This window comes from Laribacter hongkongensis DSM 14985 (genome assembly GCF_000423285.1).
Classification (GTDB): Bacteria; Pseudomonadota; Gammaproteobacteria; order Burkholderiales; family Aquaspirillaceae; genus Laribacter; species Laribacter hongkongensis.
In genome coordinates, this window is sequence record NZ_AUHR01000002.1 from 273,842 (window position 1) to 296,128 (window position 22,287).

The following is a 22,287-nucleotide window of genomic DNA, read 5'->3' on the forward strand; positions in this document are numbered from 1 at the left end:
TCATCCAAGGAGCCTGGCGCGTGACGCCTGATGAGTATTGCGAAAACAAGGCGGCCGCCAGCGGCTCCAGTTTTTATTCCAGCTTCCGCTTTTTGCCCCCGGAACAGCGGCGTGCCATTACCGCCCTGTACGCGTTCTGCCGCGAAGTGGATGACGTTGTCGACGAAACCCGCGATCCGGCCCTGGCGCGCCGCACGCTGGACTGGTGGCGGGCCGAGCTTGCCGCACTGTATGCCGGGCAGGCTACCCATCCCGTACTGTGCGCGCTGGCGCCGCACGTCTCGGCGTTCGACCTGCCGCACAACCTGCTGGCCGAAATCATCGACGGCATGGAAATGGACCTGGACCAGTCCTTCTACCTGACCTTCAAGGACCTGCAACTGTACTGCTACCGGGTAGCCGGTGTGGTCGGACAGCTTTCCGCCCTGATTTTCGGCTTCGACGACAAGCGGACCTTTCATTACGCCCATGATCTGGGCATCGCCTTCCAGCTGACCAACATCATCCGTGACGTGGGCGAAGATGCCCGGCGCGGCCGTGTCTACCTGCCGCAGGAAGACCTGGTGCGCTTCGGCGTGCCGCTGGGGGACGTGCTGGCCTATCGCGAATCTCCGGCCTTTGAGGCACTGATGCGCTTCCAGATCGACCGGGCACAGCATTTTTACGACCAGGCCCTGCGTACCTTGCCGGCGGTGGATGCCCGCCGGCAGCGGGTCGGACTGGTCATGGCCGCCATCTACCGGGCACTGCTGGACGAAATCGCCCTCGACGGCCCGGCCAGAACCCTCAACCAGAAACTCTCGTTGCCGGCCCGGCGCAAAGTGTGGCTCGCGTGGAAAACCTGGACCTTCGGCCTCAAGCCCCGCGCCTAGCCGTCATCGGTGCCGGCCTGGCCGGTGTGGCAGCAGCCTGGCGTCTGGCCGGGCTGGGGGCGCATGTCACCCTGTACGAGGCCGGGCGGGTCGCCGGCGGGCGTTCCCGGCGGGTGGGCGAGGGCCGTCTGGACAACGGCCAGCACATCCTGCTGGGCGCCTATCGCGAAACCCTCGCCCTGATGCGGGCTGTCGGTGTCGATCCGGAAACGGCCCTGCTGCGTCTGCCTCTGGCGCTGGACGTGCAGGATGGCATGTCGCTGGTGCTGCCGGCCTGGCCTGCGCCATTGCATGTGCTGGCCGGACTGGCGCGCGCGCGCGGCATCACCGGCACCGACAAGCTGCGGCTCATGCTGGCGCTGATGCGTTTGCAGCGGGCCGGATTCCGCGTCCCGGCCGGCATGGCGGTTGCTGCGTGGCTCAGCCAGACCCGCCAGTCGCCACGGCTGGTGACGGGCTTCTGGCAGCCTCTGGTTCTGGCTGCCCTCAATACCCCCCTGGGCGTGGCCGACATGGCCACGCTGGCGCGGGTGCTGCGTGACAGTCTGGCCGGCGCCCGCGATGCCAGCGACCTGCTGCTGCCGCGTGTCGACCTGTCTGCCTTGCTGCCCGAACCGGCACTGCTGCGGTTGCAGCAGGCCGGCCATGCCGTGCGGCGTGCTGCCCGGGTCCGCACGGTCCGGCCGCTGGCCGGTGATGTGGCGGTGGATGGCGAGGCATTTGCCGGAGTGGTGGTTGCGACTGCGCCGTACCATGCCGCCGGCCTGTTGCCGCAGTCGGGTGACTGGCAGGCATTGCGGCAATGCATCAATTCATTGCCCGTGCAGCCGATAACGACGGTGTACCTGCAAGCCGGGCCCGGTGTTCGTTTGCCGCGCCCCATGCTGGGCATGAGTGGTTCGATTGCCCAGTGGGTGCTGGATCGGGGACAATTGGCCGGTCATGACGGCCAGCTGGCCGTGGTGATCAGCGGGCCGGGCGAACACCAGGCGCTGGCGCCGGACGCACTGGGGCAACGGGTGGCGGCCGAGCTGCTGGCGTGCTGGCCGCAACTGGGGCCTCTGGCAGTGGAGCAGGTGATTACCGAACAACGTGCAACTTTTTCCTGCGAGGCCGGGCTGGAGCGGCCACCGGCCGCGACTCCCGACTCGCGGATCTGGCTGGCAGGAGATTACGTGGCCGGCGAATATCCGGCCACGATTGAAGGCGCTATCAGAAGCGGAACCCGCGCAGCCGATGCGCTGGCTGCTTCGCTGACCCAAACCAAAAGAACGATATGAACGAATCCCTTCCGACTCCGAAACCCTTGCAGGATCGCGTGATCCTCGTCACCGGCTCGTCCCAGGGCATCGGCAAGGCAGTGGCGCTGGATCTGGCCCTGCATGGTGCCACCGTGGTCCTGTTGTCGCGCAATGCCCGCCGGCTGGAAGCCGTCTACGACGAAATCGTTGCCGCGGGTGGTCCCGAACCGGCAGCGATTCCGATGGATCTTCTGGAAACCTCTGACGAGCAGTTCGAACAGCTGGCCTTGCAGATCTACAAGGAGCTGGGACGGCTGGACGGGATCGTGCACTGTGCAGCGCACCTGTATGCCCTGTCGCCACTGCGGGACCAGCGCATCGAAGAATGGATGAACCAGTTCCGCATCAACACGGTGGCGCCGTTTGCGCTGACCCGCGCCTGTCTGCCGCTGCTGGCCCGCTCGCCGGATGCCAGCGTGGTGTTTGTCGGTGAAACCCACGGCCTGAAGGCTTCGCCTTACTGGGGTGCATTTTCGGTTTCCAAGGCCGGCCTGTCGCACCTGACGCAGATTGCTGCCAGCGAGTGGGACTGCTACCCGAACCTGCGGGTCAACCTGCTGGTGCCGGGACCGGTGCATTCGCCCCAGCGCACGCGTACCCATCCTGGCGTGGCCAAGACGGAACTGCCGTCGATCGACACGCTGCTGCCGGCCTTCCGCTACTGGGCCGGGCCGGAAAGTGCCGGTCGCAGCGGTGAAATCGTCGAACTCAATCCCTGACCGGGTTTTTTTGCGGAGCTAACTTCATGCGAGCCTTGTTTTTGCTGAGCGTCAGCACCTTGCTGGCCGGCTGTAACTGGATTGGGAACGTGACCGGCCTTAACAGCGAAGCCAACCAGGCCATCGGAGCCGGCTGCCGCCAGACCGGCCGGTCGCTGGAAGAGTGTTACATCCGTCATCCTGACGCTGACCGGGCGCAGATTTTTGCCGGCTGGAAGCAGATGAACGAATACATGTCGAAGCATGAGCTGCCGACCATGAATCCGCCCGCCGATCCCGCACCGCCCAAGCCCGAGGTCAAAAAGGCCGAGGCCAAACCGACCGTGATGCAGCCCAAACAGCGTGACCCCGAGGTGGAGCAGCTGATGCGGGCCATCGAGGACGGTAATGCCAAGCCGCAATCGGCGGCCAAGGCCATGGAAAAGATGCTGATCGAAGGCAAGGTTCCGGTGTCGCCGGACAATGCCAGCTCGGTGACCTTGCGCTGATGGGCAAGAGCAAGACGGTCTACGTCTGTAGTGACTGCGGTACGCAGTCACCCAAATGGCAGGGACAGTGCCCGGGTTGCGGTGCCTGGAACACGCTGGTTGAAACCGTGGTCGAGCCGGCCAGGGCCGGCGGGCGCTTCGAGTCGCTGTCGGTGACCTCCACCGTGCAGACGCTGGCTGATGTCGAGGCCGTGGAAGCGCCACGCGCGCCCACGGGCATCGACGAACTGGACCGGGTGCTGGGGGGCGGGCTGGTACGTGGTGCCGTGGTGCTGATCGGTGGGGATCCCGGCATCGGCAAGTCGACCTTGCTGTTGCAGGCGCTGGCGACCATCGGCTCCAGCCGCAAGGTGCTGTATGTCACTGGCGAAGAGTCGGCCGCCCAGGTGGCGTTGCGTGCATCCCGGCTGGCGGTGGACGCACGTTCGGTGCGCCTTTTGGCGGAAATCCGGCTGGACCAGATTCTGGCGACGCTGCGGCACGAAGCGCCGGAAGTGGCGGTGATCGACTCGATCCAGACCATGTATACCGATGCCTTGCAGTCAGCACCGGGTTCGGTAGCGCAGGTCCGCGAATGTGCGGCCCAGCTGACCCGCGTGGCCAAGCAGACCGGCATCACCATCGTCATGGTGGGACACGTGACCAAGGAAGGGGCTTTGGCCGGGCCGCGGGTGCTGGAGCACATTGTCGATTCGGTGCTGTATTTCGAGGGCGATACGCATTCGAGCTTCCGCATGATCCGTGCGATCAAGAACCGCTTTGGTGCCGTCAACGAACTGGGCGTGTTTGCCATGACCGACCGCGGCCTGCGCGGGGTGTCCAATCCGTCGGCGATCTTTTTGTCCAGCCATCGTGATGACGTGCCGGGGTCATGCGTACTGGTGACGCAGGAAGGCACGCGTCCCCTGCTGGTGGAGATACAGGCGCTGGTGGACGAGGCGCATGCGCCGCAGCCCAGGCGGCTGTCGGTCGGGCTGGAGCAGAACCGGCTGGCCATGCTGCTGGCCGTGCTGCACCGGCATGCTGGTGTGGCCTGCTTTGACCAGGATGTATTCGTCAATGCCGTCGGCGGTGTGAAGATTTCCGAACCGGCCGCTGACCTGGCGGTATTGCTGGCCATTGCCTCGTCACTGCGCAACCGGCCGCTGCCGGCCAAAATGGTGGTGTTTGGCGAAGTCGGGCTGGCGGGTGAGGTGCGTCCGGTGCAGCGCGGGCAGGAGCGGCTGAAGGAAGCGGCCAAGCTGGGATTTACCCGCGCAATCGTGCCGGCGGCCAACCAGCCCAAGGGTGGTATTGAAGGAATGGAAATCGTGGCGGTCGAGCGGCTGGACGAAGCAGTGGCGGCCTGCCGGGATGCCTGAAAGGGCGAGCCGGCGCCGTTTCAAGGCCGGTGGTCTGGCGGCTCTGGAGGAGCTCCCGGTCGATGCGGGGCGCGAAACCGGCATGGATTGCTATGATCGGTTTATGCCTGCCGGGGTTGCCTGATCATGAATCTGCCTGCTTCGTACTTTCCTTCCGCCTGGTTGTGGGGCACCAATGTGGCTTCGGTTGCCCTGATCGGGCTGGCTGCTTGGCGCATCCGCTGGCGCAGCCTTGATCCGGTGGCGCTGAATGCCTGGATGGGGGCCTGCGTAGTGATCATGCTCTTCTGGCGCATGAGCGGCGGGCTGACGCCTGGCTTGGCTTTTCACCTCTTGGGTTCGACGGCATTCGCCTTGCTGGCAGGGCCGTGGATGGCCCTGATGGGCATGGCGGTCGTGGTGGCTGCGCTGGCTGGCTGGGGAACACTGGACTGGCTGTCTGCCGGGCTGAATTACCTGATTTTTGCCGCGTTTCCGGTGGCGGCCTGCACGTTGATGCTCCGGCTGGCCCGGCGTTACATGCCGGCAAACTATTTTGTCTACATCTTCTTCAACGCATTCATGGTGGGCGGTGCCACGTTTTTTGCATCCAGCCTGCTGGGCGTGCTGATGCTGTTTCTGGCCAAGGCCTATGCGCTTGATTACCTGCTGACGGAAGTCCTGCCGTTCTATTTCCTGCTGTCGTGGTCGGAGGCCTTTACGACAGGCATCCTGATCGCCATTTCGGTGGTGTACAAGCCGCACTGGGTGGCGACATTCGACGACCGGTTCTACTTCTGCAACAAGAAAAATCCCGGCGGATCATGACAAAACGGGCACCGGATGCCGGTGCCCGTCCGGGATGCTGACCGGATGGTTTACTGGGGTTTTTTCTGGTGCGGGTATTCCTTCATGCAGCGTTCGGCCGCCAGCTGCGCGAGGAGATCGTTGACCCGCAGGGAGGCTTCCTCCATGGCATCCAGAGCCTGACGGGCTAGGTTCATGTCGCCATCAACCAGCGCCTGCATGGCTTCGCGCCCCTTCTGGTGCACGGTCTGGTGCGGATTTTCGAGTTGCCGGAAAACATTGCTGTCAATGCATTCTTGTGCGCCGCGTCCTTCGTAAAACCATTTACCCAGCCGGCAGTTGTGATGGTCCGAAATGCCGTCTGGCTCCGGTTGCTTCATGCCGATGAAGGCTTTGTAGATTTCCAGCTTGAAGGCAAAGTGGTCGAGCTTCACCACGTCGAGGAAACTGCCGCGGGCAGCGTTGGAAATGGCCGTGGCCATCTGGCCGCTTTTTGAAACCAGACTGGTAATGGTGTCCGAGGTGTTCCGGCTCTGGGTCAGGTAATGACCGGCCTGGTCCGCGGTGGCCTGGACCTGCTGTTTGGCATCTGCCGTACCGTTGGTGATCGAGTTGACCAGGTTGGAGATTTCACTGGTCGCCTGGGTGGTGCGCTCGGCCAGCTTGCGCACTTCATCGGCCACCACGGCAAAGCCCCGGCCCTGTTCCCCTGCGCGCGCGGCTTCAATGGCGGCGTTCAGTGCCAGCAGGTTGGTCTGGTCGGCAATGTCCTTGATCAGCTGCACAAATCCGCCGATATGGCCGGAGTGCTCGCTCAGCGTATCCATGCGGCTGGCGGTTTCGCTTTGCGCGCTGACCATGTGCTGGAAATTGTCGGTCAGTCCGGCGAGCGCCTGCTGGGTGTGGCCCAGCATCTGGGTGGCATCGCAGGCAATCTCGAAGTCTCCGTCAAGCTGGTTGGCCAAGGAGGCAAAAGACTGGCGGATGACTTCGACACTGTCGAGGCTGTGTGCCAATCCTCCGTGGTATGCCTGTCTCCGGGTCTGGTGGAATTCGTGTCCGGCCAGTTGGGTCCGGAGCTGTTCGGCTTCGGCCCGGGCCTGCACCAGAGCCTCTTCGAGTTCCTGTTGGCGCAATTCCAGTGCCTGGTTACGGGTTTGCAGTTCTTCACGTTCGCGGCGGCCAGTAAACAACATTGATCCGTCTCCTCAAAATCAGCGGCTTTTATTTTTGAACAGTGATTTTGGACACTATTCATGACGATGGACAACATCCTACCGCTATCGTGGTTTTTCGATTTGGATATTTGTCAGACAAAGTAAAAATAGTGCTTGTTTGTTGTCTTGTTTGGTTGTAAATCGTAATTTTATGCTTATGTGATTTTCCGCTCCTGTGGTGTGGGGAGGGCGGTACCCGTGTATCGGAAATGCGAGGGCTTCCTGTGCGCACGACTGTGCCTGAGGCGGGTCAGACCGATCAGGGGCCGTTGCCGGGAAAACTTGTCCGGATGGCGTACACCCGGTCTCGTACCGGCCGTTTACCGTTATCATCATGCCGGTAGCAGCCAGCTCTCGGGACGAGGGCCGGAATGGCTGCGACGTGATTCCATTTTCAGGGGAAACAGCATGGCAACTGTACGCATGGCTGGCGGAGAGATCACCGTTGGCAATGTTTTCTGCATCGGCCGCAACTATGCCGCTCACGCCGCCGAGCTTGGCAATGCCATTGAAACCGAAGAGCCGATGGTATTCCTCAAACCGACTTCTTCGGTACTCAAGGTCGGCGAACCCTTGCGGCTGCCCACTTGGTCGCAGGATGTGCACCACGAGGCCGAACTGGTCCTGCTGATCGGCCGCGATGCCCGGGACATCGGGCCGGAGCGTGCCCTGTCAGTCGTGGCCGGTTACGGCATCGGGCTGGACCTGACCGCGCGTGACGTGCAGGCCCAGGCCAAGCAGAAGGGGCATCCGTGGACCAAGTCCAAGGGCTTTCCGGGCGCTGCCTGCATCAGTGATTTCGTACCGGCCGATGATGTGGCCGGAGCCAGCCGTTTCCGTTTTTCCCTGACGGTCAACGGTACGGTGCGCCAGTCGGGCGATACCGACCTGATGCTGTTCCCGTTGCCGATGCTGGTCAGTTACCTGTCACGCCAGTACGGCCTGTCGGCCGGAGACATTATCTATACCGGCACGCCGGCCGGAGTCGGTCCGCTTCAGGCCGGGGACTGCCTGCTGCTGACGCTGGACGGCCTGATCGAAGCCCGTTTCAAGGTGACAGAATGAGTGACATGCAGGACCGGGTCCGGCTGGACAAATGGTTGTGGGCTGCGCGTTTTTACAAGACCCGGGGGCTGGCGCAGGACGCCATCGAAGCCGGGCATGTCAGCCTTAACGGTGAACGGGCCAAGCCTTCCCGGCTCGTCAAGGCCGGTGACCGTATCGAGTTGCGCCTGAACCAGCTCGAGTACGTGCTGAATGTGCTGTTGCCGCTGGACCGGCGAGGATCGGCCACGATCGCCCGTACCATGTACCAGGAAACCGCAGAAAGCCAGCAACGGCGTGAGGCCCGCCAGTTGCAGCTGGCGGCCGAGCGGGCCAGTTTTCCGTTCAGCGAGGGTCGGCCGACCAAGAAGGCCCGGCGCGACATTGACCGTTTTCGTCACGGGCAGGACTAGTCACCGGCGGCGCTGCATGGCGTGACGGCCCTGTCGGCTCCCGGCCGCTTCAGGGCTGCACCAGCCGTTATTCCTGTGGGCGTATCCGGACGGGCTGGTGCATTGCGGCCGTATGGCTGCATGCCCGCAGCCCGCATCAGTCTGCCGCCTGGTGAGGGGCGCACTCCAGAATCGCAGGATCAATGGCGCCGGCGTGCCGGCCATGCAGCCATACGGCCAGACGGGCGGCTGCCGCAGCATCAAGCCCTTGTGCCAGCAGGGCGGCGATCATGCCGGTCAGCGTGTCGCCCTGTCCGGCCTGTGCCAGTCCCGGGTGGCCGGTCGGGTTGACGGTGAAAAAGCCGTCCGGCCCGGCCACCAGCGTGCCGCAGCCCTTGAGCACCACGACCGCCTGCCAGTTGCGGGCCAGCTGGCGGACAGCTTCCGGCCGGTCGGCCTGAATGCTGGCGGTGCCGGTAGCCAGCAGGCGGGCAGCTTCGCCTGGGTGCGGCGTCAGGATGGTTGGCAGGCCGCGCTGGCGACAGGCCTCTGCCAATGCCGGGTCCTGCGCCAGCAGGTTGAGTGCGTCGGCATCCAGCACCAGCGGCAGCCGGCATGCCAGTGCGCGGGCGAGCAGTTCGCCCGCTTCGGTACTGCACCCCAGCCCGGGGCCGACGGCCAGTACGCTGACATCCGGTGCGGCCAGCACGGCCTCGGCCCGCGCCAGCATCAGCTCCGGGTGCAGGGGGTCCAGCGCCGGAAACGGGGCAACAAAGCCGCCCCGCACCTTGCCGGCTCCGTGGCGCAAGGCTGCCCGTGCCGCCAGCAGCACGGCACCGGTCATGCCTTCGGCGCCTCCGATGATGCCGACGCCGCCAAACACGCCCTTGTTGCTGTTGTGCCGGCGTGGGGGCAGCCACGGCTCGGGCGGGACATGACACGCCGCCACGGGGTCGGGCAGCCAGTCCGGCGGCAGGTCCAGCACGTGTACGAACACCTCGCCGGCATGGTCAGGGCCGTCGGCAGTCAGCAGCCCGGTCTTGTCAGCCAGAAAAGTCAGCGTGTGCTGTGCCCGGACGCAGGGCGCGTACGCCACGCCACGTTCCGCGTCCAGCCCTGACGGCAGGTCGATGGCGACCACCGGACCGGGATGGGCATTGATGCGTTCGATGGCCTGCGCGGCTTCACCTTCCGGTGCCCGGGTCAGGCCGATGCCAAAGAGGCCGTCCAGCAGCACGGCGGTTTCGGGCCAGTCCTCGTCTGCCTGGAGCAGGCGCACGCCGGCTTGCCGGGCCTGCTCCAGTACCTGCCGGGCAGCGGCGGTGTCCGGAGTGCCCAGCGGCAGCCGGATGGCAGCCGGAATGCCCCGGCAGGCCAGCCGGGCAGCTGCCAGGATGGCATCTCCGCCGTTATTGCCGCGACCGGCCACAGCCACGACTGGCCGGTCAGGGAAATGCTGTTCGACATGCGTGGCAATCAGGCCGGCAGCGCGGTCCATCAGGGGCATGCCTGCCTGCTCGGCCCGGCTTTCCAGCATGCGCAGGCCGGTAGCAGAAAAAATCGGGCGGACCGGGTTCATTCGGGTTCTCCCCAGCGAGGTTGCAGCTGGTGTGGCAGGCCCAGCTGGTCCAGGATGCGGGCTACCACGAAGTCCACCATGTCTGCCACGGTACGCGGGTGGGTGTAAAAGCCCGGCGCTGGCGGCAGGATGACGGCGCCGGCCCGCGCGAGTGTTAGCATGTTTTCCAGATGGATGACCGACAGGGGCGTTTCGCGCGGCACCAGCACCAGCTTGCGCCCTTCTTTCAGGCTGACATCGGCCGCCCGCTCGATCAGGTTGTCGGACAGGCCGTGGGCAATCGCGGCCAGTGTGCCGGTGGTGCAGGGGCAGATCACCATGGCGTCCGACGGATTGGAGCCGCTGGCGACAGGTGCGAACCATTCTTCGCGGCCAAATACCCGCAGCCGGGCGTCATCAGGACGTTGCAGCCAGGCCAGCAGAGCCGTGCGAGCCTCGTCCGGGCGGCTGGCCAGCCGCAGGCCCAGTTCCTGTTGCGCCACGATCTGCGCAGCCTGCGAATACAGCAGGCGGACTTCTAGGTCGTGGTCCAGCAGGCAGTCAAGCAGTCGCAGGCCGTAGGGCAGGCCGGAGGCACCGGTCAGGGCAAGGGTCAGGCTACGCGGGGGCATCATCGGGACGGGTTTCTGTCAGCAGTCGGGCACAGATGATACCGTTGACCGTGCCGCTGACGAAGGCGGCGGCCAGAAACAGCGGGACAAAATAGCCCAGTCCGTCGCTGGGGATCAGCCACAGGCGGGCCAGCAGCAGCTGCCCGCCGATATGGGCAAAGGCGGCCAGCAGCGACAGGCTGACCATGCCGAACCAGCGGCGTGGCAGACAGTGCGCCAGTGCCAGTGTGGCCAGGCTGGCAATGCCGCCGGCAAGGCTGAAGAAAAAGCCGGGGGTCATCAGGCTGCCGAGGAGCAGGGCAGCGGCAAATACCCGGATCAGGCTGACGGCAACCGCGGCCCGCAGCCCCAGCCGTTCCAGTGCAACAAGGGTGACGATGTTGGCAAATCCGGGCTTGAGGCCGGGCAGGGGCGAGGGAATGCCGGCGTCGATCAGGGCCAGCACGATGGCAATGGCCGCCAGCCGGGCTGTTTGCCGGTCGGCGGGTGTGGCGGTGAGGGTCAGTGAGGTGCTAGTAGCCAAGGCTGTCGTAATCACGCTGGGCACGCAGGATTTCGATGCTGGTGCGGTTGGGCAGGCAAATGGCCATTTCACCCGGCCGGGTCAGCCAGCCGTGGCGGACACAATACTGGCGCGGACTCGGGTCGGCGGCAATCCGTGCCCGTCCGGCGCGGATTTCGATGGTGGTGTGGCCCAGCGGGCCGGGAATGTCCAGGGTTCGGTTCAGCCGCAGGGGATAATCGCCGAACACTTGGCCGTTGGCGCGGATCCGCAGCGTGTCGCCGATGCCGTCATGCCAGAAATGCAGTCCGCTGGCGATGACCAGCAGCAGGGCGGTCAGCCACAGTCCCCAGTCTCCTGGACGCCATGCCGGCAGGAAGCGCTGCATGGAGGTCAGCGGTCAAGCTCGCGGTGCCGCAGCAGCACCGTTTCGCCGGTTTCGCGCAGCCGGGCTGCCAGGGTTTCGGCCAGATAGACCGAACGGTGCTGGCCGCCGGTGCAGCCGATGGCAAAAGTCAGGTAATTGCGGTTGTCGTGGCGGAAGACCGGGATCCAGCGCAGCGCCAGTCCGCTCAGCTCGTCGGCCATGGCCTGGACCAGTGGTTCGGCTGTCAGGAAGTTGATGATCGGAGCATCACGACCGGTAAAGGGGCGCAAGGCCGGGTCGTAGTAGGGATTGGGCAGGCAGCGCACGTCAAAGACAAAATCGGCATCCAGCGGGACGCCGTGCTTGAAACCGAAAGACTGGATGACGACCAGCATGCGTCCTGGTGCCTGGGCGATGACATCGCGCAGGTAGCGGCGCAACTGGTTGGGAGAGAGATCGCTGGTATCGATGCGGTGGCCCAGACCGGCGATGGCTTGCAGGAGCTGCCGCTCGCGGGCAATGGCTTCGGGGATGGTCAGGGCGGTGCGCGACAGGGGGTGACGGCGGCGGGTTTCGGAAAAACGGCGGATCAGCGTATCGGTGCGGGCTTCGAGAAACAGGAAGCGCACGTTGTGGCCGGCAGTTTCCAGTGCGTGGATGACCTCAAGCAGACGGCTGGCACCGTCGCGGGTGTCGAGGCTGATGGCAAGCTGTTCGTAGCCCAGCGGGGCCAGTCGCTCGACCGTGTCGGGCACCAGGGTCAGTGGCAGGTTGTCGATGCAGGAATAACCGCTGTCTTCCAGCACGTTGAGGGCAATGCTTTTGCCGGAGCCTGCCAGACCGCTAATCAGGATCAGCTGCATGGTTTTCCTGCTCGCGCAGCATGCGCGTCTGCCGTTCGATGAAGTCGCGGGTGCTGTCGATGCCGCGCAGTTGCAGGATGTAGTTACGCACGGCGGTTTCCACCAGTACGCCAAGGTTGCGGCCGGCGGCTACGGGTATGGTGACCTTGCGGACCTTGACCCCCAGCACTTCCTGCGTTTCCGACTGGATGGCCAGCCGGTCGATGTCCTGCATGATCTGGTCGGTAGCCTTGACCAGATGGATGATCAGCTTGAGCATCTTCTTCGGCCGGACCGCTGTCTCGCCGAATACGGTACGGATGTTCAGGATGCCCAACCCGCGTACTTCCAGAAAGTCACGCAGCATCTCCGGGCAGCGGCCTTCGAGTGTTTCCGGTCCGATACGGTAGAGGTCGACGGCATCGTCTGCCACCAGGCCGTGGCCACGCGAGATCAGCTCCAGTGCCAGTTCGCTTTTGCCCATGGCACTGTCGCCGGTGATCAGTACGCCGACTTCCAGCACGTCCAGAAAGACGCCATGCAGGACAGTCGAGACTGCCAGTACCCGGGCCAGATAGATGCGCAATACGTCCATCAGGTAGGGGGAGGGCTGGGCGGAAGTGACCAGCGGAACGCGATTCTGTTCGCAGGCAGTCTTGAGCGCTGGCGGAACTGCTTGCCCGTTGGCCACGATGATCAGTGACATGCGCAGCTGGAACAGCTGGGCCAGCGTGTCGTGCGCCTGGTCCGGAGGGAGGGCGTTGAAGTAGTCACACTCGGCGACGCCGAAGACCTGGATGCTGTTGGGGTGGATGAAGTTCAGGTGGCCGACCAGTGCCAGCGTGGGACGCTGCTCGTCGGTACTGATCAGGTTGTCGATGCCACTGGAACCGGCCACCCAGCTCAGACCGAGTTTCTGGCGGTTGTCCTGGTAAAGCTTCCTGACCGTTATGCTAGGCATGGCTGTCCTGTGCGGGCGTAAGCAACTGGTAGATGGTCTTGGCGTCCGGTGCGGCCAGCAGGGCTTCGCGCAGCTGGCGGCGGCTGAAGAGCTGGGCCAGTTCGGACAGCACCTGCAGGTGCCGGTCGGTGGCCTGCTCGGGAACCAGCAGGACAAACAGCAGGTTGACGGGCTTGCCGTCGGGAGCATCGAAGGGGATGGCTTCCTTGAGGCGGACAAAGGCACCGGCAACGTCCTTGAGGCCTTTGGCCCGGCCGTGCGGAATGGCTACACCGTGGCCGAGGCCGGTGGAACCCAGCTTCTCGCGGGCAAACAGGCTGTCGAATACGGCACTGCGGGCAATGTTGTACCGGTTTTCAAACAGGATGCCGACTTGCTCGAATACGCGCTTTTTGCTGCTCACGTCCAGATCGATCAGCAGATGGTCGGGGCCGGGCAGGATTTGGGCGATCAGGCTCATGACGGTTTTGGAACAGGCGAAAGGCACAATCCGTCATTCTAGAGCGACTCGCCCGGCCGGTCACGACTCCCGTGTGATTTGCCCATAAAAAACGGGAACCGCAAGGGTTCCCGTTCAAACGGACCTGAAGGAAATCAGACTTCCGAGCCGGCTGACAGTTCGTTGGCTTTATGGGCCTTGTCGGAGAAGTGGGTCGTTTGTTTTTCCTTGTATTTCAGAACCTGACGGTCGATCTTGTCGATGACGAGGTCAATGGCGGCATACATGTCACTGGCAACTTCCTCGACATGAATATCTTTCCCCTTGAGATGCACGTCCACTGCAACCTTCTGGTCCAGCTTGTCGACAGACAGGGCAACGTTGACTGCAATCACGTTGTCGACGTGACGGGTAACGCGGTCAAGTTTCTCGGTCAGGTAGTCGCGCAAGCTCGAAGTGACCTCGAGGTGGACGCCAGTAATGTTCAGGTTCATACCCTAACTCCTTCTGGTGGGGAACGTGTCTCCATACTGCTGGAAGACACCGGAATGTGCATTGATGCACGTTAAAACATCAAATCATCTTGCGCTGGCTGGCGGGGGGGATCAGCAAGGCTTCACGGTATTTCGCCACGGTCCGGCGGGCAACCTGGATGCCTTCTTCTCCCAGAAGATCGGCAATGGTGTTGTCTGAAAGCGGCTTTCTGGCGTCTTCTTCGGCAATCAGGCGCCGAATGCGGGCCTTGATGGCCGTAGCCGAACATTCTTCGCCGGAATCCGTATCAAGCGCGGATCCGAAAAAATACTTCAGCTCGAAAATGCCGCGCGGACACAGCAGGTATTTGTTGCTGGTCACGCGCGAGATGGTGGATTCGTGCAATCCCAGTTCCTCTGCAACATCACGCAGCACCATCGGTTTCATCAGCAGCTCGCCCTGTTCGAAGAAACCCTGCTGGCGCTCCACGATCACACTTGACACCCTGAGTATAGTGTCGGCCCGTTGTTCGATATTGCGGATCAGCCATTTCGCTTCCTGCAGGCGTCCTGACAGCTCGCCCCCCTCGCCCCGGCAGCGGCCGAGCAGGTTGGCGTACATCTGGTTCACCTTTAATCGGGGCTGTGACGCGGGATTCAAGTGTGCCTGCCAGATTCCCTGACGGTCGCGCCGCACGATGACGTCTGCCATGACGTAATGTGTGTCGCCACTGGCAAAGCCGGCCGCCGGGCGCGGGTTGAGCGAAGCGATCAGCGCCTGGGCCTGTCTCAGCGCCTCGTCGTCGGCACTGGTGGCGCGGCGCAGGCGGGTAAAGTCACGGTTGGCCAGCAGTTGCAGATGGTCACGCACGATAGTGTGTGCCAGTGTGCATTCGTCGGTGCCGGAGCGGGCCCGCAACTGAAGCAGGAGCGATTCGGTCAGGTCACGCGCGCCCACGCCGGCCGGCTCGAACTGCTGGATCAGCCGCAAGGCGATGGTCAGTTCGTCCAGTTCCACTTCCAGCGATGCCGGCAATTGCTCCGCCAGTGACTCCAGCGAGGCCGGCAGGTAGCCATCATCGTCGATTTCTTCGACCAGAAAGGTGGCGACTGCCCGGTCGCGGGCCGACAGCGGCACTTCGGCCAGCTGTGCCAGCAGGTGCTCGCGCAACGATTGCGGACGGATCAGGTTGGCATGCGGGTCCCAGTCGTCGTCCTCGTCACTGCCGCGGATGCCGCTGCTGCTCCAGTCGTTCAGCGTGTCCAGGTCGCGGGCACTGTCATCGTGCTCGCGCGGATCGTCGCTGCCGGCGTGCTCGGCCGGAGCCAGTTCTGCCGGTTCGTCAGCAGCAGTGGCTCCGTCATCGTGTTCACCGTCTTCGACACGCTCCAGCAGGGGATTGTCGGCCAGGAACTGCTCGACTTCCTGCTGCAAGTCCAGTGTCGACAGCTGCAGGAGCTTGATCGACTGTTGCAGTTGCGGGGTCAGCGTGAGTTGCTGGCTGAGTTTGAGCTGGAGGCTTTGTTTCATGCTGGGATCACAAGTGGAAGTGTTCGCCGAGATAGACCCGGCGGACATTTTCGTCCGCGACCAGTACGGCGGGGTCGCCCGTGGCCAGTACGCTGCCGGCGCTGATGATGTAGGCACGATCACAGATGCGCAGGGTTTCGCGCACGTTGTGGTCGGTAATGAGCACGCCGATGCCGCGCTCTTTCAGGTAGGCAATGATTTTCTGGATGTCGATGACGGCAATCGGGTCCACCCCGGCAAAGGGTTCATCCAGCAGGATGAAACGCGGCCGCATGGCCAGTGCCCGGGCAATCTCGACCCGGCGGCGTTCGCCACCGGACAGTGACAGGGCCGGGTTTTCCCGCAGGTGGGTGATGTTGAGGTCGTCCAGCAGCAGGTCCAGTTCGCGACGGGCTTCGTCGCCCCTGAGTCCGGATACCTCGAGGATGGCAAGGATGTTCTCCTCGACCGTGAGCTTGCGGAAGATCGATGCTTCCTGCGGCAGGTAGCCGATGCCAAGCCGCGCCCGCTGGTGAATGGCGAGATGGGTGGCGTTGGTACCGTCAACCCAGATTTCTCCTGCATCGGCCGAAACAAGGCCGACGATCATGTAAAAGCTGGTGGTTTTGCCGGCACCGTTGGGGCCGAGCAGACCGACCACTTCACCGCTTTCGATATCCAGGGAGACATCCTTGACCACCGTGCGGCTTTTGTAGTGTTTTTGCAGGTTGCGGACCTTGAGATGGCTGTGCGGCAGGCTCATTTCGTCCCCTGTTGCTGCTGGCGCGGCTGGATGGTGACGGTGACCCGTCCCTTGCCCTGCGGTTGTCCGTTGGGGCCGGCCTGCTGGCCGCTGGCTTCGAACTGCTCGGTCTTGGCGTTGTAGACGATGTAGTTGCCGGTAACGACGTCGCCGCCGCGGGTGACACGGCCGTTGTCCCAGATGCGGACGAGATCCTTGCCGCTGTCGTATTCGATGCGCTGGCCCTTGCCGTCCACCCATTCCACCTTGCCGTCCTTGTCTGCGTCCAGGCGCTGCTTGAAGGTGGCCGGGTTGCCGTAGACGTTGGCAATCTGCTGTTTTGCGTTGTCCTCGGTGACAACCAGCCGGTTGCCGGTAATGCGGGCCGTGCCCTGGGTCAGGATCACGTTGCCTTCGTAGACCGTCACGCCCTTGAGCTGGTCGAGATTGGCACGGTCGGCTTCGATCACGATGGGTTTGCTGCGGTCGGCCTGTTCGGCATGCGCCGGGACAGAAAGGCCGGCCAGGCCGGAGATCAGCAGGAAGCCGGCAAGATTATTGCGGGACATGGATCATCCTTACTCGCGACTTCAGCGTCAGTTGCTGGGTCACGTCGTTGTAATGCACACCGGTTGCGGTGACGCGGTCCGCACCCTCCTGGTAGACCGTGGGGGCGTTGGTGTCGGCGGTGCGTTTTTCGGTATTGACGGTCAGTTTGCTGGTATCGGCCGTGGCAACGTTCGGGCGCGTGGGCGTGGGTTCGCGACGCAGGTGGACATCCTGGTCCAGAAAGGCAATCTTGCTGTCGCTGTCGTAATGGCCGGTTTTGGCCGATACCGACAAGGTGCGCTTGCCCTCCTGGTATTGCTCGAGGGTCGAGTCGGAAAAATGGATGCGCTTTTGCTGCGGGAACTGCCACAGCTCCTTGCCGAAGGCCGATTTGTCGATCTGTCCGCGGGCATTGAAGGCCGTGCTGTGATAGTCGGTCGCCAGATACTCGACCGTATCCTTGTTGATGCTGTTCTGGCCGCTGGGCAGGTTCGTCAGCAGGTATTCCAGCCAGAATGTCAGCAGGACCAGGATGACTGCCAGCAGCACCGGAAACAGGCGCGACAGGTTGCGTTGCATCTTGTCCTAGTCCTCCAGGTAAGGACGCAGTGCTGCATCCAGCCGGCCCTGCGCCTGCAGGATCAGCTCGCAGACTTCGCGCACGGCACCCTCGCCGCCCTGGCGGCCGGTGACGTACTGGGCGTGGCTGAGGACGATGTTCGGCGCTGCCGGTACGGCGACCGGAAACCCGACCCGTCGCATGACAGGCAGGTCGATCACGTCATCACCGACATAGGCGCATTCTTCGGCTGACAGGCCGGTTTTTTCCAGGATGTCGAGAAAAGCCGGCAGCTTGCCTTCCGATCCCATGTAGAGATGGTCGATGCCCAGGGCGCGCGCGCGGTGTCCGGTGGCGCCGGATGCGCGGCCGGTAATGATGGCCAGCTGGACTCCCTGGCCTTGCAGCATCTTGAGTCCGTGACCGTCGAGGGTATTGAAGGCCTTGATTTCCTCGCCTTGCGGGTTGAACCACAGTTTGCCGTCGGTAAGGACACCGTCGACATCCATGATCAGCAGCCGCACGCGGGCGGCCAGAGTCAGTACGTTCTGCATAAGTCGCTCACACTACGCCGGCACGAAAGAGATCGTGCAGATTGAGGGCACCTTCGACCCGGCCCTGGTTATCCAGTACCAGGAGACCGTTGATCTTGTTCTGTTCCATCTCTTTGACGGCCTCGGTGGCCAGCCGGTCGGAAGCGATGGTTTTCGGGTGTACGTGCATGACTTCGCCAACCGTCATGTGATGAAAGTCCACCACGCCGCGGTCGATGAGCCGGCGCAGGTCGCCGTCAGTGAAAATGCCCAGGGGCCGGCCACCGGTATCGACAACCGCCGTCAGCCCCAGTCCCTTGCGGCTGATTTCCATCAGGGCATCGCGCAGGCTGGCTTCGGGCGGGACGGCTGGCAGGTCGTCGCCACTGCGCATCACGTCGGCAACCCGGACCAGCAGGCGGCGGCCGAGGCTGCCGGCCGGATGGCTCATGGCAAAATCTTCCGCCCGGAAATTGCGGGCGTCGAGCAGCGTGACGGCCAGCGCGTCGCCCAGCGCCAGTGCAGCCGTGGTACTGGATGTGGGCGCCAGACCCAGCGGGCAGGCTTCACGCTCGACGGCGGCGTCCAGATGGATGTCGGCTTCGCGGGCCAGGGTGGAGCCGGTACGGCCGGTCATGGCGATCAGAGTGACCTGTTTGCGGCGCATGGCGGGCAGCAGGGCGATCACTTCGTCCGACTCGCCCGAGTTGGACAAGGCCAGCACCACGTCGCCCGAGAGGATCATGCCGAGGTCGCCGTGCGCGGCTTCGGCCGGATGCACGAAAAAGGCCGGCGTGCCGGTGGAAGCCAGCGTGGCCGCGATCTTGCGGGCAACGTGGCCGGACTTGCCCATGCCGGTAACTACCACGCGGCCGGTTGTGGCCAGCATGGCGTCCACCGCAGCCAGAAATGTCTCATCAAGTCGGCTCGACAGGGATTCGATGGCCTGAGCTTCGGTGCTCAGTACATCACGGGCAAGCGCAAGACGATGGGCGGATAAGTTTGCATTCATGCTGATGATGAACGGCGATTTCATGCCGGTGTAGATGGAATTAGGTGGGCAAGTATACCAAGCGTTAAACTCGTCTATCCTTAGTCGTTGCTGTCTTTTGCCCGGACACCCTTCTTTATCGATGCATTCGCTCGCTCCACTCGTTGCCATCCTGTTTGCTTCTGTCGTCGTGATCACCCTGTTCCGGGTGGCGCGGATTCCCGCCATGCTGGGTTATTTGCTGGTGGGATACATCGTTGGCCCGGGTGGGCTGGGTCTGATTTCCGATTCGGCCGAATCGCAGTTTTTCGGTGAAATCGGCATTGTTTTCCTGATGTTCACCATCGGACTGGAGTTCAGCCTGCCCAAATTGCGCGCCATGCGGCAGATCGTGTTCGGGCTGGGCGTGGCACAGGTCAGCGTGACCCTGCTGGTGGTGATGCTGCTGTGGATGCTGTTTGGCGGCTCGATGCTGACCGGTTTTGCCCTGGGCTCGATTGCGGCACTGAGTTCGACGGCCATTGTGTCAAAACTGCTGACAGAGCGGCTGGAACTGAACGCGCCGCACGGGCAGATGTCGATCGGCATCCTGCTGTTCCAGGATCTGGCGGTGGTACCGCTCCTGATCCTGCTGCCGGCCCTCGCAGGGGATTCAAGCGCGCTGCTCTACGATCTGGCTCTGGCGCTGGGCAAGGTCGCCGTCGTGATGGCAGCCCTGTTCTTTGTCGGGCAGCGGCTGGTGCGCCCGTGGTTCCATCTGGTGGCCCGGCAGCGCTCCAGCGAACTCTTCATGATCAACGTGCTGCTGGTGACGCTGTCGGTGTCGTGGCTGACCGAAATGGCCGGCATCAGTCTGGCGCTGGGTGCCTTTGTTGCCGGCATGCTGATCAGCGAAACGCCGTATCGCTACCAGGTCGAGGAAGACATCCGGCCGTTCCGCGACATCCTGCTGGGGTTCTTTTTCATCACCATCGGCATGCGGCTGGAAATCGGCGCGCTGGCCGAGCGCTTCTGGCTGGTGTTTGCCTTTGTCGCCGTGCTGATCCCGCTGAAGCTGGGGCTGGTGTACGCCATTGCGCGGGCTTTCAAGTACCGCGCCAATGACAGCCTGAAAACCGCCATTGCTCTGGGGCAGGGCGGGGAATTCGGTTTTGTGCTGATTGCACTGGCCGGCAACCTGCGTTTTTTGCCACCGGCGGTGGAGCAGGCGGCCATTGCTTCGGTGCTGATTTCCATGCTGGCCGCACCTTTCCTGATCCAGCAGAGTGCGCGGCTGGTGCGCCTGCTGATCCGGTCGGACTGGGAAACCCAGGCGGCAGACCTGCATTCGATCCTGGTGTCGAGCATGATGCGCAACGAACACGCCATCATCTGCGGTTACGGCCGCAGCGGACAGGCGCTGGCCCGGTTGCTGGAAAAAGAAGACATGCCGTTTTTTGCTCTGGACACCGATCCCGAGCGGGTACGGGAGGCGGGCGCGGCGGGTGATGCGGTGGTGTTCGGTCATGCCGGCAAAAAAGAAGTCCTGCTGGCGGCCGGGCTGATGCGGGCCAAGGCGGTGGTGATCACTTTTGCCGATACCCACGCCAGCATGCAGATATTGCAGGTGGTGCACGAACTGCGGCCGGACCTGCCGGTGATTGTGCGCACCATTGACGACTCGGACATCGACAAGCTGCGTGATGCCGGTGCCGACGAAGTGGTGGCCGAGGTGATGGAAGGCAGCCTGATGCTGGCATCGCAGGCGCTGATGGCCATGGGCGTGCCGTTGAACCGGGTATTGCGGCGTATCCGCAATGTGCGCGAGGAACGCTATAACCTGTTCCGCGGCTTTTTCCATGGCATGACCGATGAAACACTGGCAATGGATGACGGCTTGCAGCCACGGCTGGCAACCGTGCTGATCCGGCCGGGCAGCGTGGCTGTAGGGCAGCCGATTGCCGCACTGGAGCTGGATGCGCTGGATGTGCAGGTCCGGGCGGTCAAGCGCCGGCTGGCACGCATCAGCTTGCCGGAACCATCGCTGGTGCTGGAGGTCGATGATGTGCTGGTGCTGCTGGGTACGCCGGACCAGCTGGCGGCCGTGGAGCTGATGTTGCTGGAAGAAAGCGATCCGGCAGGGAAACGGGGTTTCTGATGAAAAACATTGCTGACATGCGCAAGGATTACAAGGCCCGGGAACTGGATGAAGCTTCCTGCCTGGATGATCCTGTCGCACAGTTCCAGATCTGGCTGGACGAGGCCATTACGGCTGATGTGGACGAGCCGACCGCCATGCTGGTGTCGACCGTGTCACCGGAAGGGCGGCCGGCCGCGCGAGTCGTGTTGCTGAAAGGTGTGGAAAACGGCCGGTTCGTCTTTTTCACCAATTATGAATCGCGCAAGGGACAGCATCTGGCCCATACCCCCTTTATTGCATTGACGTTCTTCTGGCCGGGTCTTGAGCGGCAGGTGAACATTGAAGGCCGGGTAGAGAAGCTGCCCGCCGATGCATCCGATGCCTATTTTGCCAGCCGCCCGTACAAAAGCCGGGTCGGGGCGTGGGCCAGCGAGCAGAGCCGGGAAATCAGCGGCCGGGAGGTGGTGATGGCGCGGTTTGCCGGGTTTGCTGCCCGCTATATGGTTAACGTGCCCAGACCTCCGCATTGGGGAGGATTTGCTGTTACGCCTGACCGGATGGAATTCTGGCAAGGGCGGCCTTCGCGCCTGCATGACCGGGTCTTGTACCGGCTGGATGGCAGCGGTACGTGGTTGCGTAGCCGGCTGTCCCCGTAAGGATGGCTGCGAAGAGCTGTTGGAGCGCTTGAAGCATGGCATAATGCACGCCTTGGCATGGCAGGAAATCACTCCCGGTGGGGTGGCCGGTCTTCAAAACCGGATTGGGGGCGCCAGCGCTCCCTGGCAGGTTCGACTCCTGTTTTCTGCCGCCATTCATGGAATGAACTGCCAGTAAAAACAGAATGTCGAGGATGCTATCTGGCGGCGCTGTTGCATAACTCGGGCTCAAGCTAGGTTATTCCTACTCCCAGCCGGATTTCAGGCGAGCGCAACCGTCACCGGCATGCCGAGCCGGTTGAAGGTGTTCAGAATCGCGCAACGTACATGTACCTCGGCGACCTGTCGTTACGGCCGGCAGCCAATCGTTCATCCAACAATTTGAAACGTCCCATGGTGGTCTCGACCAGGCTTCGCCGGTGGTAACCGCTCCACTTCTTCCATAACCGCCACCCTGGATGCCGGGCTGCAGCCAGGAGGGCATTCCGGGCTTGAGCGAAATCGGCCCGGTCTTTCCACGGCTTGCCGTTCCGTCGTGGTGGCACGATGACCGTGGCCCCCGTGAGCGAACCTCACGATAGAAGAAGCCCCGGGTATCGTAAGCGCCGTCACCGCTGACGCTCGCCAGCAGCTCTGCCGGGTCCAGCTGCGACAACAGTTCTTCCGCTTGTGTG

25 protein-coding genes, 1 tRNA gene and 1 pseudogene are annotated in these 22,287 nt (G+C 63.2%); 11 read left to right on the forward strand and 16 right to left on the reverse strand.

The genetic code is table 11. From position 1 onward, the window contains the following. Nucleotides 1-20 precede the first annotated feature (20 nt). From hpnD to G542_RS0102845, 6 genes are all read left to right on the forward strand, one after another. Nucleotides 21-872 carry a presqualene diphosphate synthase HpnD gene (hpnD, locus tag G542_RS0102820; protein ID WP_027823326.1) on the forward strand — a complete coding sequence of 284 codons (852 nt, stop codon included), beginning with the start codon at nt 21-23 and terminating at the stop codon, nt 870-872. Beyond that, entirely contained in the window at nt 833-2,152 is a 1,320-nt protein-coding gene (gene hpnE, locus G542_RS0102825) for a hydroxysqualene dehydroxylase HpnE (RefSeq protein ID WP_244878670.1), read from the forward strand. Before hpnD ends, hpnE begins: the two co-directional genes overlap by 40 nt. Next, entirely contained in the window at nt 2,149-2,892 is a 744-nt protein-coding gene (locus G542_RS0102830; RefSeq protein ID WP_012697511.1) for an SDR family oxidoreductase, read from the forward strand. Before hpnE ends, G542_RS0102830 begins: the two co-directional genes overlap by 4 nt. Nucleotides 2,893-2,918: 26 nt before the next feature. Beyond that, nucleotides 2,919-3,380, forward strand: a complete 462-nt coding sequence (locus G542_RS15705) for a hypothetical protein (RefSeq protein ID WP_012697510.1) — start codon at nt 2,919-2,921, stop codon at nt 3,378-3,380. Continuing rightward, on the forward strand, nt 3,380-4,741 hold the full coding sequence (gene radA / locus G542_RS0102840) for a DNA repair protein RadA (protein ID WP_012697509.1): 1,362 nt from the start codon (nt 3,380-3,382) through the stop codon (nt 4,739-4,741). The genes G542_RS15705 and radA overlap by 1 nt, the downstream gene beginning before the upstream one ends. 126 nt (nt 4,742-4,867) lie before the next feature. Beyond that, entirely contained in the window at nt 4,868-5,548 is a 681-nt protein-coding gene (locus G542_RS0102845; protein WP_027823328.1) for an energy-coupling factor ABC transporter permease, read from the forward strand. A gap of 50 nt (nt 5,549-5,598) precedes the next feature. Here the strand turns inward: G542_RS0102845 and G542_RS19585 are convergent, their stop codons facing one another. Both G542_RS19585 and G542_RS19720 read right to left on the reverse strand, forming a co-directional pair. Then, a complete protein-coding gene (locus G542_RS19585) occupies nt 5,599-6,009 on the reverse strand; it encodes a CZB domain-containing protein (protein ID WP_373279774.1) in 411 nt (136 codons plus the stop codon). A gap of 27 nt (nt 6,010-6,036) precedes the next feature. Then, nucleotides 6,037-6,363: pseudogene (locus G542_RS19720) on the reverse strand (methyl-accepting chemotaxis protein); the annotation flags it as partial. A gap of 789 nt (nt 6,364-7,152) precedes the next feature. On the opposite strand from G542_RS19720, the gene G542_RS0102855 reads away from it, so the two are divergent. Together G542_RS0102855 and G542_RS0102860 are read left to right on the forward strand one after the other, a co-directional pair. Further along, a complete protein-coding gene (locus G542_RS0102855; RefSeq protein WP_027823329.1) occupies nt 7,153-7,809 on the forward strand; it encodes a fumarylacetoacetate hydrolase family protein in 657 nt (218 codons plus the stop codon). Next, nucleotides 7,806-8,201, forward strand: a complete 396-nt coding sequence (locus G542_RS0102860) for an RNA-binding S4 domain-containing protein (RefSeq protein ID WP_012697504.1) — start codon at nt 7,806-7,808, stop codon at nt 8,199-8,201. The genes G542_RS0102855 and G542_RS0102860 overlap by 4 nt, the downstream gene beginning before the upstream one ends. A 136-nt stretch (nt 8,202-8,337) precedes the next feature. Here the strand turns inward: G542_RS0102860 and G542_RS15715 are convergent, their stop codons facing one another. The 14 genes from G542_RS15715 to G542_RS0102930 form a co-directional block, all read right to left on the reverse strand. After that, entirely contained in the window at nt 8,338-9,759 is a 1,422-nt protein-coding gene (locus tag G542_RS15715) for a bifunctional ADP-dependent NAD(P)H-hydrate dehydratase/NAD(P)H-hydrate epimerase (protein WP_051189866.1), read from the reverse strand. Then, nucleotides 9,756-10,373, reverse strand: a complete 618-nt coding sequence (locus G542_RS0102870) for a flavin prenyltransferase UbiX (protein ID WP_027823330.1) — start codon at nt 10,371-10,373, stop codon at nt 9,756-9,758. Before G542_RS0102870 ends, G542_RS15715 begins: the two co-directional genes overlap by 4 nt. After that, nucleotides 10,357-10,893, reverse strand: a complete 537-nt coding sequence (locus G542_RS0102875; protein ID WP_034984899.1) for a Gx transporter family protein — start codon at nt 10,891-10,893, stop codon at nt 10,357-10,359. Before G542_RS0102875 ends, G542_RS0102870 begins: the two co-directional genes overlap by 17 nt. Continuing rightward, complete coding sequence (locus G542_RS0102880) at nt 10,883-11,260, reverse strand: NusG domain II-containing protein (RefSeq protein WP_027823332.1); 378 nt, start codon at nt 11,258-11,260, stop codon at nt 10,883-10,885. The genes G542_RS0102875 and G542_RS0102880 overlap by 11 nt, the downstream gene beginning before the upstream one ends. 5 nt (nt 11,261-11,265) lie before the next feature. Next, on the reverse strand, nt 11,266-12,102 hold the full coding sequence (rapZ, locus tag G542_RS0102885; RefSeq protein ID WP_027823333.1) for an RNase adapter RapZ: 837 nt from the start codon (nt 12,100-12,102) through the stop codon (nt 11,266-11,268). Next, nucleotides 12,083-13,042: an HPr(Ser) kinase/phosphatase gene (hprK, locus tag G542_RS0102890; RefSeq protein ID WP_012697498.1), complete on the reverse strand. Its 960-nt coding sequence runs from the start codon at nt 13,040-13,042 to the stop codon at nt 12,083-12,085. The genes rapZ and hprK overlap by 20 nt, the downstream gene beginning before the upstream one ends. Next, the gene (ptsN, locus tag G542_RS0102895; protein WP_027823334.1) at nt 13,035-13,502 is read right to left on the reverse strand and encodes a PTS IIA-like nitrogen regulatory protein PtsN; all 468 of its coding nucleotides are present in this window, start codon (nt 13,500-13,502) and stop codon (nt 13,035-13,037) included. Before ptsN ends, hprK begins: the two co-directional genes overlap by 8 nt. Before the next feature lie 134 nt (nt 13,503-13,636). Continuing rightward, the gene (gene hpf, locus G542_RS0102900) at nt 13,637-13,975 is read right to left on the reverse strand and encodes a ribosome hibernation-promoting factor, HPF/YfiA family (RefSeq protein ID WP_012697496.1); all 339 of its coding nucleotides are present in this window, start codon (nt 13,973-13,975) and stop codon (nt 13,637-13,639) included. Nucleotides 13,976-14,054: 79 nt separating this feature from the next. Further along, nucleotides 14,055-15,485: an RNA polymerase factor sigma-54 gene (locus G542_RS0102905; protein WP_012697495.1), complete on the reverse strand. Its 1,431-nt coding sequence runs from the start codon at nt 15,483-15,485 to the stop codon at nt 14,055-14,057. Nucleotides 15,486-15,492: 7 nt separating this feature from the next. Continuing rightward, nucleotides 15,493-16,227: an LPS export ABC transporter ATP-binding protein gene (lptB, locus tag G542_RS0102910; protein WP_027823335.1), complete on the reverse strand. Its 735-nt coding sequence runs from the start codon at nt 16,225-16,227 to the stop codon at nt 15,493-15,495. Beyond that, the gene (lptA, locus tag G542_RS0102915; protein WP_012697493.1) at nt 16,224-16,775 is read right to left on the reverse strand and encodes a lipopolysaccharide transport periplasmic protein LptA; all 552 of its coding nucleotides are present in this window, start codon (nt 16,773-16,775) and stop codon (nt 16,224-16,226) included. Before lptA ends, lptB begins: the two co-directional genes overlap by 4 nt. Continuing rightward, nucleotides 16,762-17,334, reverse strand: a complete 573-nt coding sequence (gene lptC / locus G542_RS0102920; RefSeq protein WP_027823336.1) for an LPS export ABC transporter periplasmic protein LptC — start codon at nt 17,332-17,334, stop codon at nt 16,762-16,764. Before lptC ends, lptA begins: the two co-directional genes overlap by 14 nt. A gap of 6 nt (nt 17,335-17,340) precedes the next feature. Beyond that, nucleotides 17,341-17,868 (reverse strand): KdsC family phosphatase, encoded by a 528-nt coding sequence (locus G542_RS0102925; RefSeq protein ID WP_012697491.1) that lies wholly within the window; start codon nt 17,866-17,868, stop codon nt 17,341-17,343. Nucleotides 17,869-17,875: 7 nt separating this feature from the next. Continuing rightward, on the reverse strand, nt 17,876-18,859 hold the full coding sequence (locus tag G542_RS0102930) for a KpsF/GutQ family sugar-phosphate isomerase (RefSeq protein ID WP_027823337.1): 984 nt from the start codon (nt 18,857-18,859) through the stop codon (nt 17,876-17,878). Between the two features lie 121 nt (nt 18,860-18,980). Here G542_RS0102930 and G542_RS0102935 point away from each other — a divergent pair, with 121 nt between their 5' ends. The 3 genes from G542_RS0102935 to G542_RS0102945 all read left to right on the forward strand — a co-directional run bounded on the left by G542_RS0102935 (nt 18,981) and on the right by G542_RS0102945 (nt 21,768). Next, complete coding sequence (locus tag G542_RS0102935) at nt 18,981-20,975, forward strand: monovalent cation:proton antiporter family protein (protein ID WP_027823338.1); 1,995 nt, start codon at nt 18,981-18,983, stop codon at nt 20,973-20,975. Beyond that, nucleotides 20,975-21,613: a pyridoxamine 5'-phosphate oxidase gene (gene pdxH / locus G542_RS0102940; protein ID WP_027823339.1), complete on the forward strand. Its 639-nt coding sequence runs from the start codon at nt 20,975-20,977 to the stop codon at nt 21,611-21,613. The genes G542_RS0102935 and pdxH overlap by 1 nt, the downstream gene beginning before the upstream one ends. A gap of 59 nt (nt 21,614-21,672) precedes the next feature. Further along, nucleotides 21,673-21,768, forward strand: a tRNA-Sec gene (locus G542_RS0102945). Nucleotides 21,769-22,287: the final 519 nt, after the last annotated feature.

What these genes read in the sequence shown, in the direction of transcription:
- G542_RS0102830 (WP_012697511.1), top strand. Translation starts at nt 2,149, where the DNA reads ATGAACGAATCCCTTCCGACTCCGAAACCCTTGCAGGATCGCGTGATC.
- G542_RS15705 (WP_012697510.1), top strand. Translation starts at nt 2,919, where the DNA reads ATGCGAGCCTTGTTTTTGCTGAGCGTCAGCACCTTGCTGGCCGGCTGT.
- radA (WP_012697509.1), top strand. Translation starts at nt 3,380, where the DNA reads ATGGGCAAGAGCAAGACGGTCTACGTCTGTAGTGACTGCGGTACGCAG.
- G542_RS0102845 (WP_027823328.1), top strand. Translation starts at nt 4,868, where the DNA reads ATGAATCTGCCTGCTTCGTACTTTCCTTCCGCCTGGTTGTGGGGCACC.
- G542_RS19585 (WP_373279774.1), bottom strand. Translation starts at nt 6,009, where the DNA reads ATGGCCACGGCCATTTCCAACGCTGCCCGCGGCAGTTTCCTCGACGTG.
- G542_RS0102855 (WP_027823329.1), top strand. Translation starts at nt 7,153, where the DNA reads ATGGCAACTGTACGCATGGCTGGCGGAGAGATCACCGTTGGCAATGTT.
- G542_RS0102860 (WP_012697504.1), top strand. Translation starts at nt 7,806, where the DNA reads ATGAGTGACATGCAGGACCGGGTCCGGCTGGACAAATGGTTGTGGGCT.
- G542_RS15715 (WP_051189866.1), bottom strand. Translation starts at nt 9,759, where the DNA reads ATGAACCCGGTCCGCCCGATTTTTTCTGCTACCGGCCTGCGCATGCTG.
- G542_RS0102870 (WP_027823330.1), bottom strand. Translation starts at nt 10,373, where the DNA reads ATGATGCCCCCGCGTAGCCTGACCCTTGCCCTGACCGGTGCCTCCGGC.
- G542_RS0102880 (WP_027823332.1), bottom strand. Translation starts at nt 11,260, where the DNA reads ATGCAGCGCTTCCTGCCGGCATGGCGTCCAGGAGACTGGGGACTGTGG.
- rapZ (WP_027823333.1), bottom strand. Translation starts at nt 12,102, where the DNA reads ATGCAGCTGATCCTGATTAGCGGTCTGGCAGGCTCCGGCAAAAGCATT.
- hprK (WP_012697498.1), bottom strand. Translation starts at nt 13,042, where the DNA reads ATGCCTAGCATAACGGTCAGGAAGCTTTACCAGGACAACCGCCAGAAA.
- ptsN (WP_027823334.1), bottom strand. Translation starts at nt 13,502, where the DNA reads ATGAGCCTGATCGCCCAAATCCTGCCCGGCCCCGACCATCTGCTGATC.
- hpf (WP_012697496.1), bottom strand. Translation starts at nt 13,975, where the DNA reads ATGAACCTGAACATTACTGGCGTCCACCTCGAGGTCACTTCGAGCTTG.
- G542_RS0102905 (WP_012697495.1), bottom strand. Translation starts at nt 15,485, where the DNA reads ATGAAACAAAGCCTCCAGCTCAAACTCAGCCAGCAACTCACGCTGACC.
- lptB (WP_027823335.1), bottom strand. Translation starts at nt 16,227, where the DNA reads ATGAGCCTGCCGCACAGCCATCTCAAGGTCCGCAACCTGCAAAAACAC.
- lptA (WP_012697493.1), bottom strand. Translation starts at nt 16,775, where the DNA reads ATGTCCCGCAATAATCTTGCCGGCTTCCTGCTGATCTCCGGCCTGGCC.
- lptC (WP_027823336.1), bottom strand. Translation starts at nt 17,334, where the DNA reads ATGCAACGCAACCTGTCGCGCCTGTTTCCGGTGCTGCTGGCAGTCATC.
- G542_RS0102925 (WP_012697491.1), bottom strand. Translation starts at nt 17,868, where the DNA reads ATGCAGAACGTACTGACTCTGGCCGCCCGCGTGCGGCTGCTGATCATG.
- G542_RS0102930 (WP_027823337.1), bottom strand. Translation starts at nt 18,859, where the DNA reads ATGAATGCAAACTTATCCGCCCATCGTCTTGCGCTTGCCCGTGATGTA.
- G542_RS0102935 (WP_027823338.1), top strand. Translation starts at nt 18,981, where the DNA reads ATGCATTCGCTCGCTCCACTCGTTGCCATCCTGTTTGCTTCTGTCGTC.
- pdxH (WP_027823339.1), top strand. Translation starts at nt 20,975, where the DNA reads ATGAAAAACATTGCTGACATGCGCAAGGATTACAAGGCCCGGGAACTG.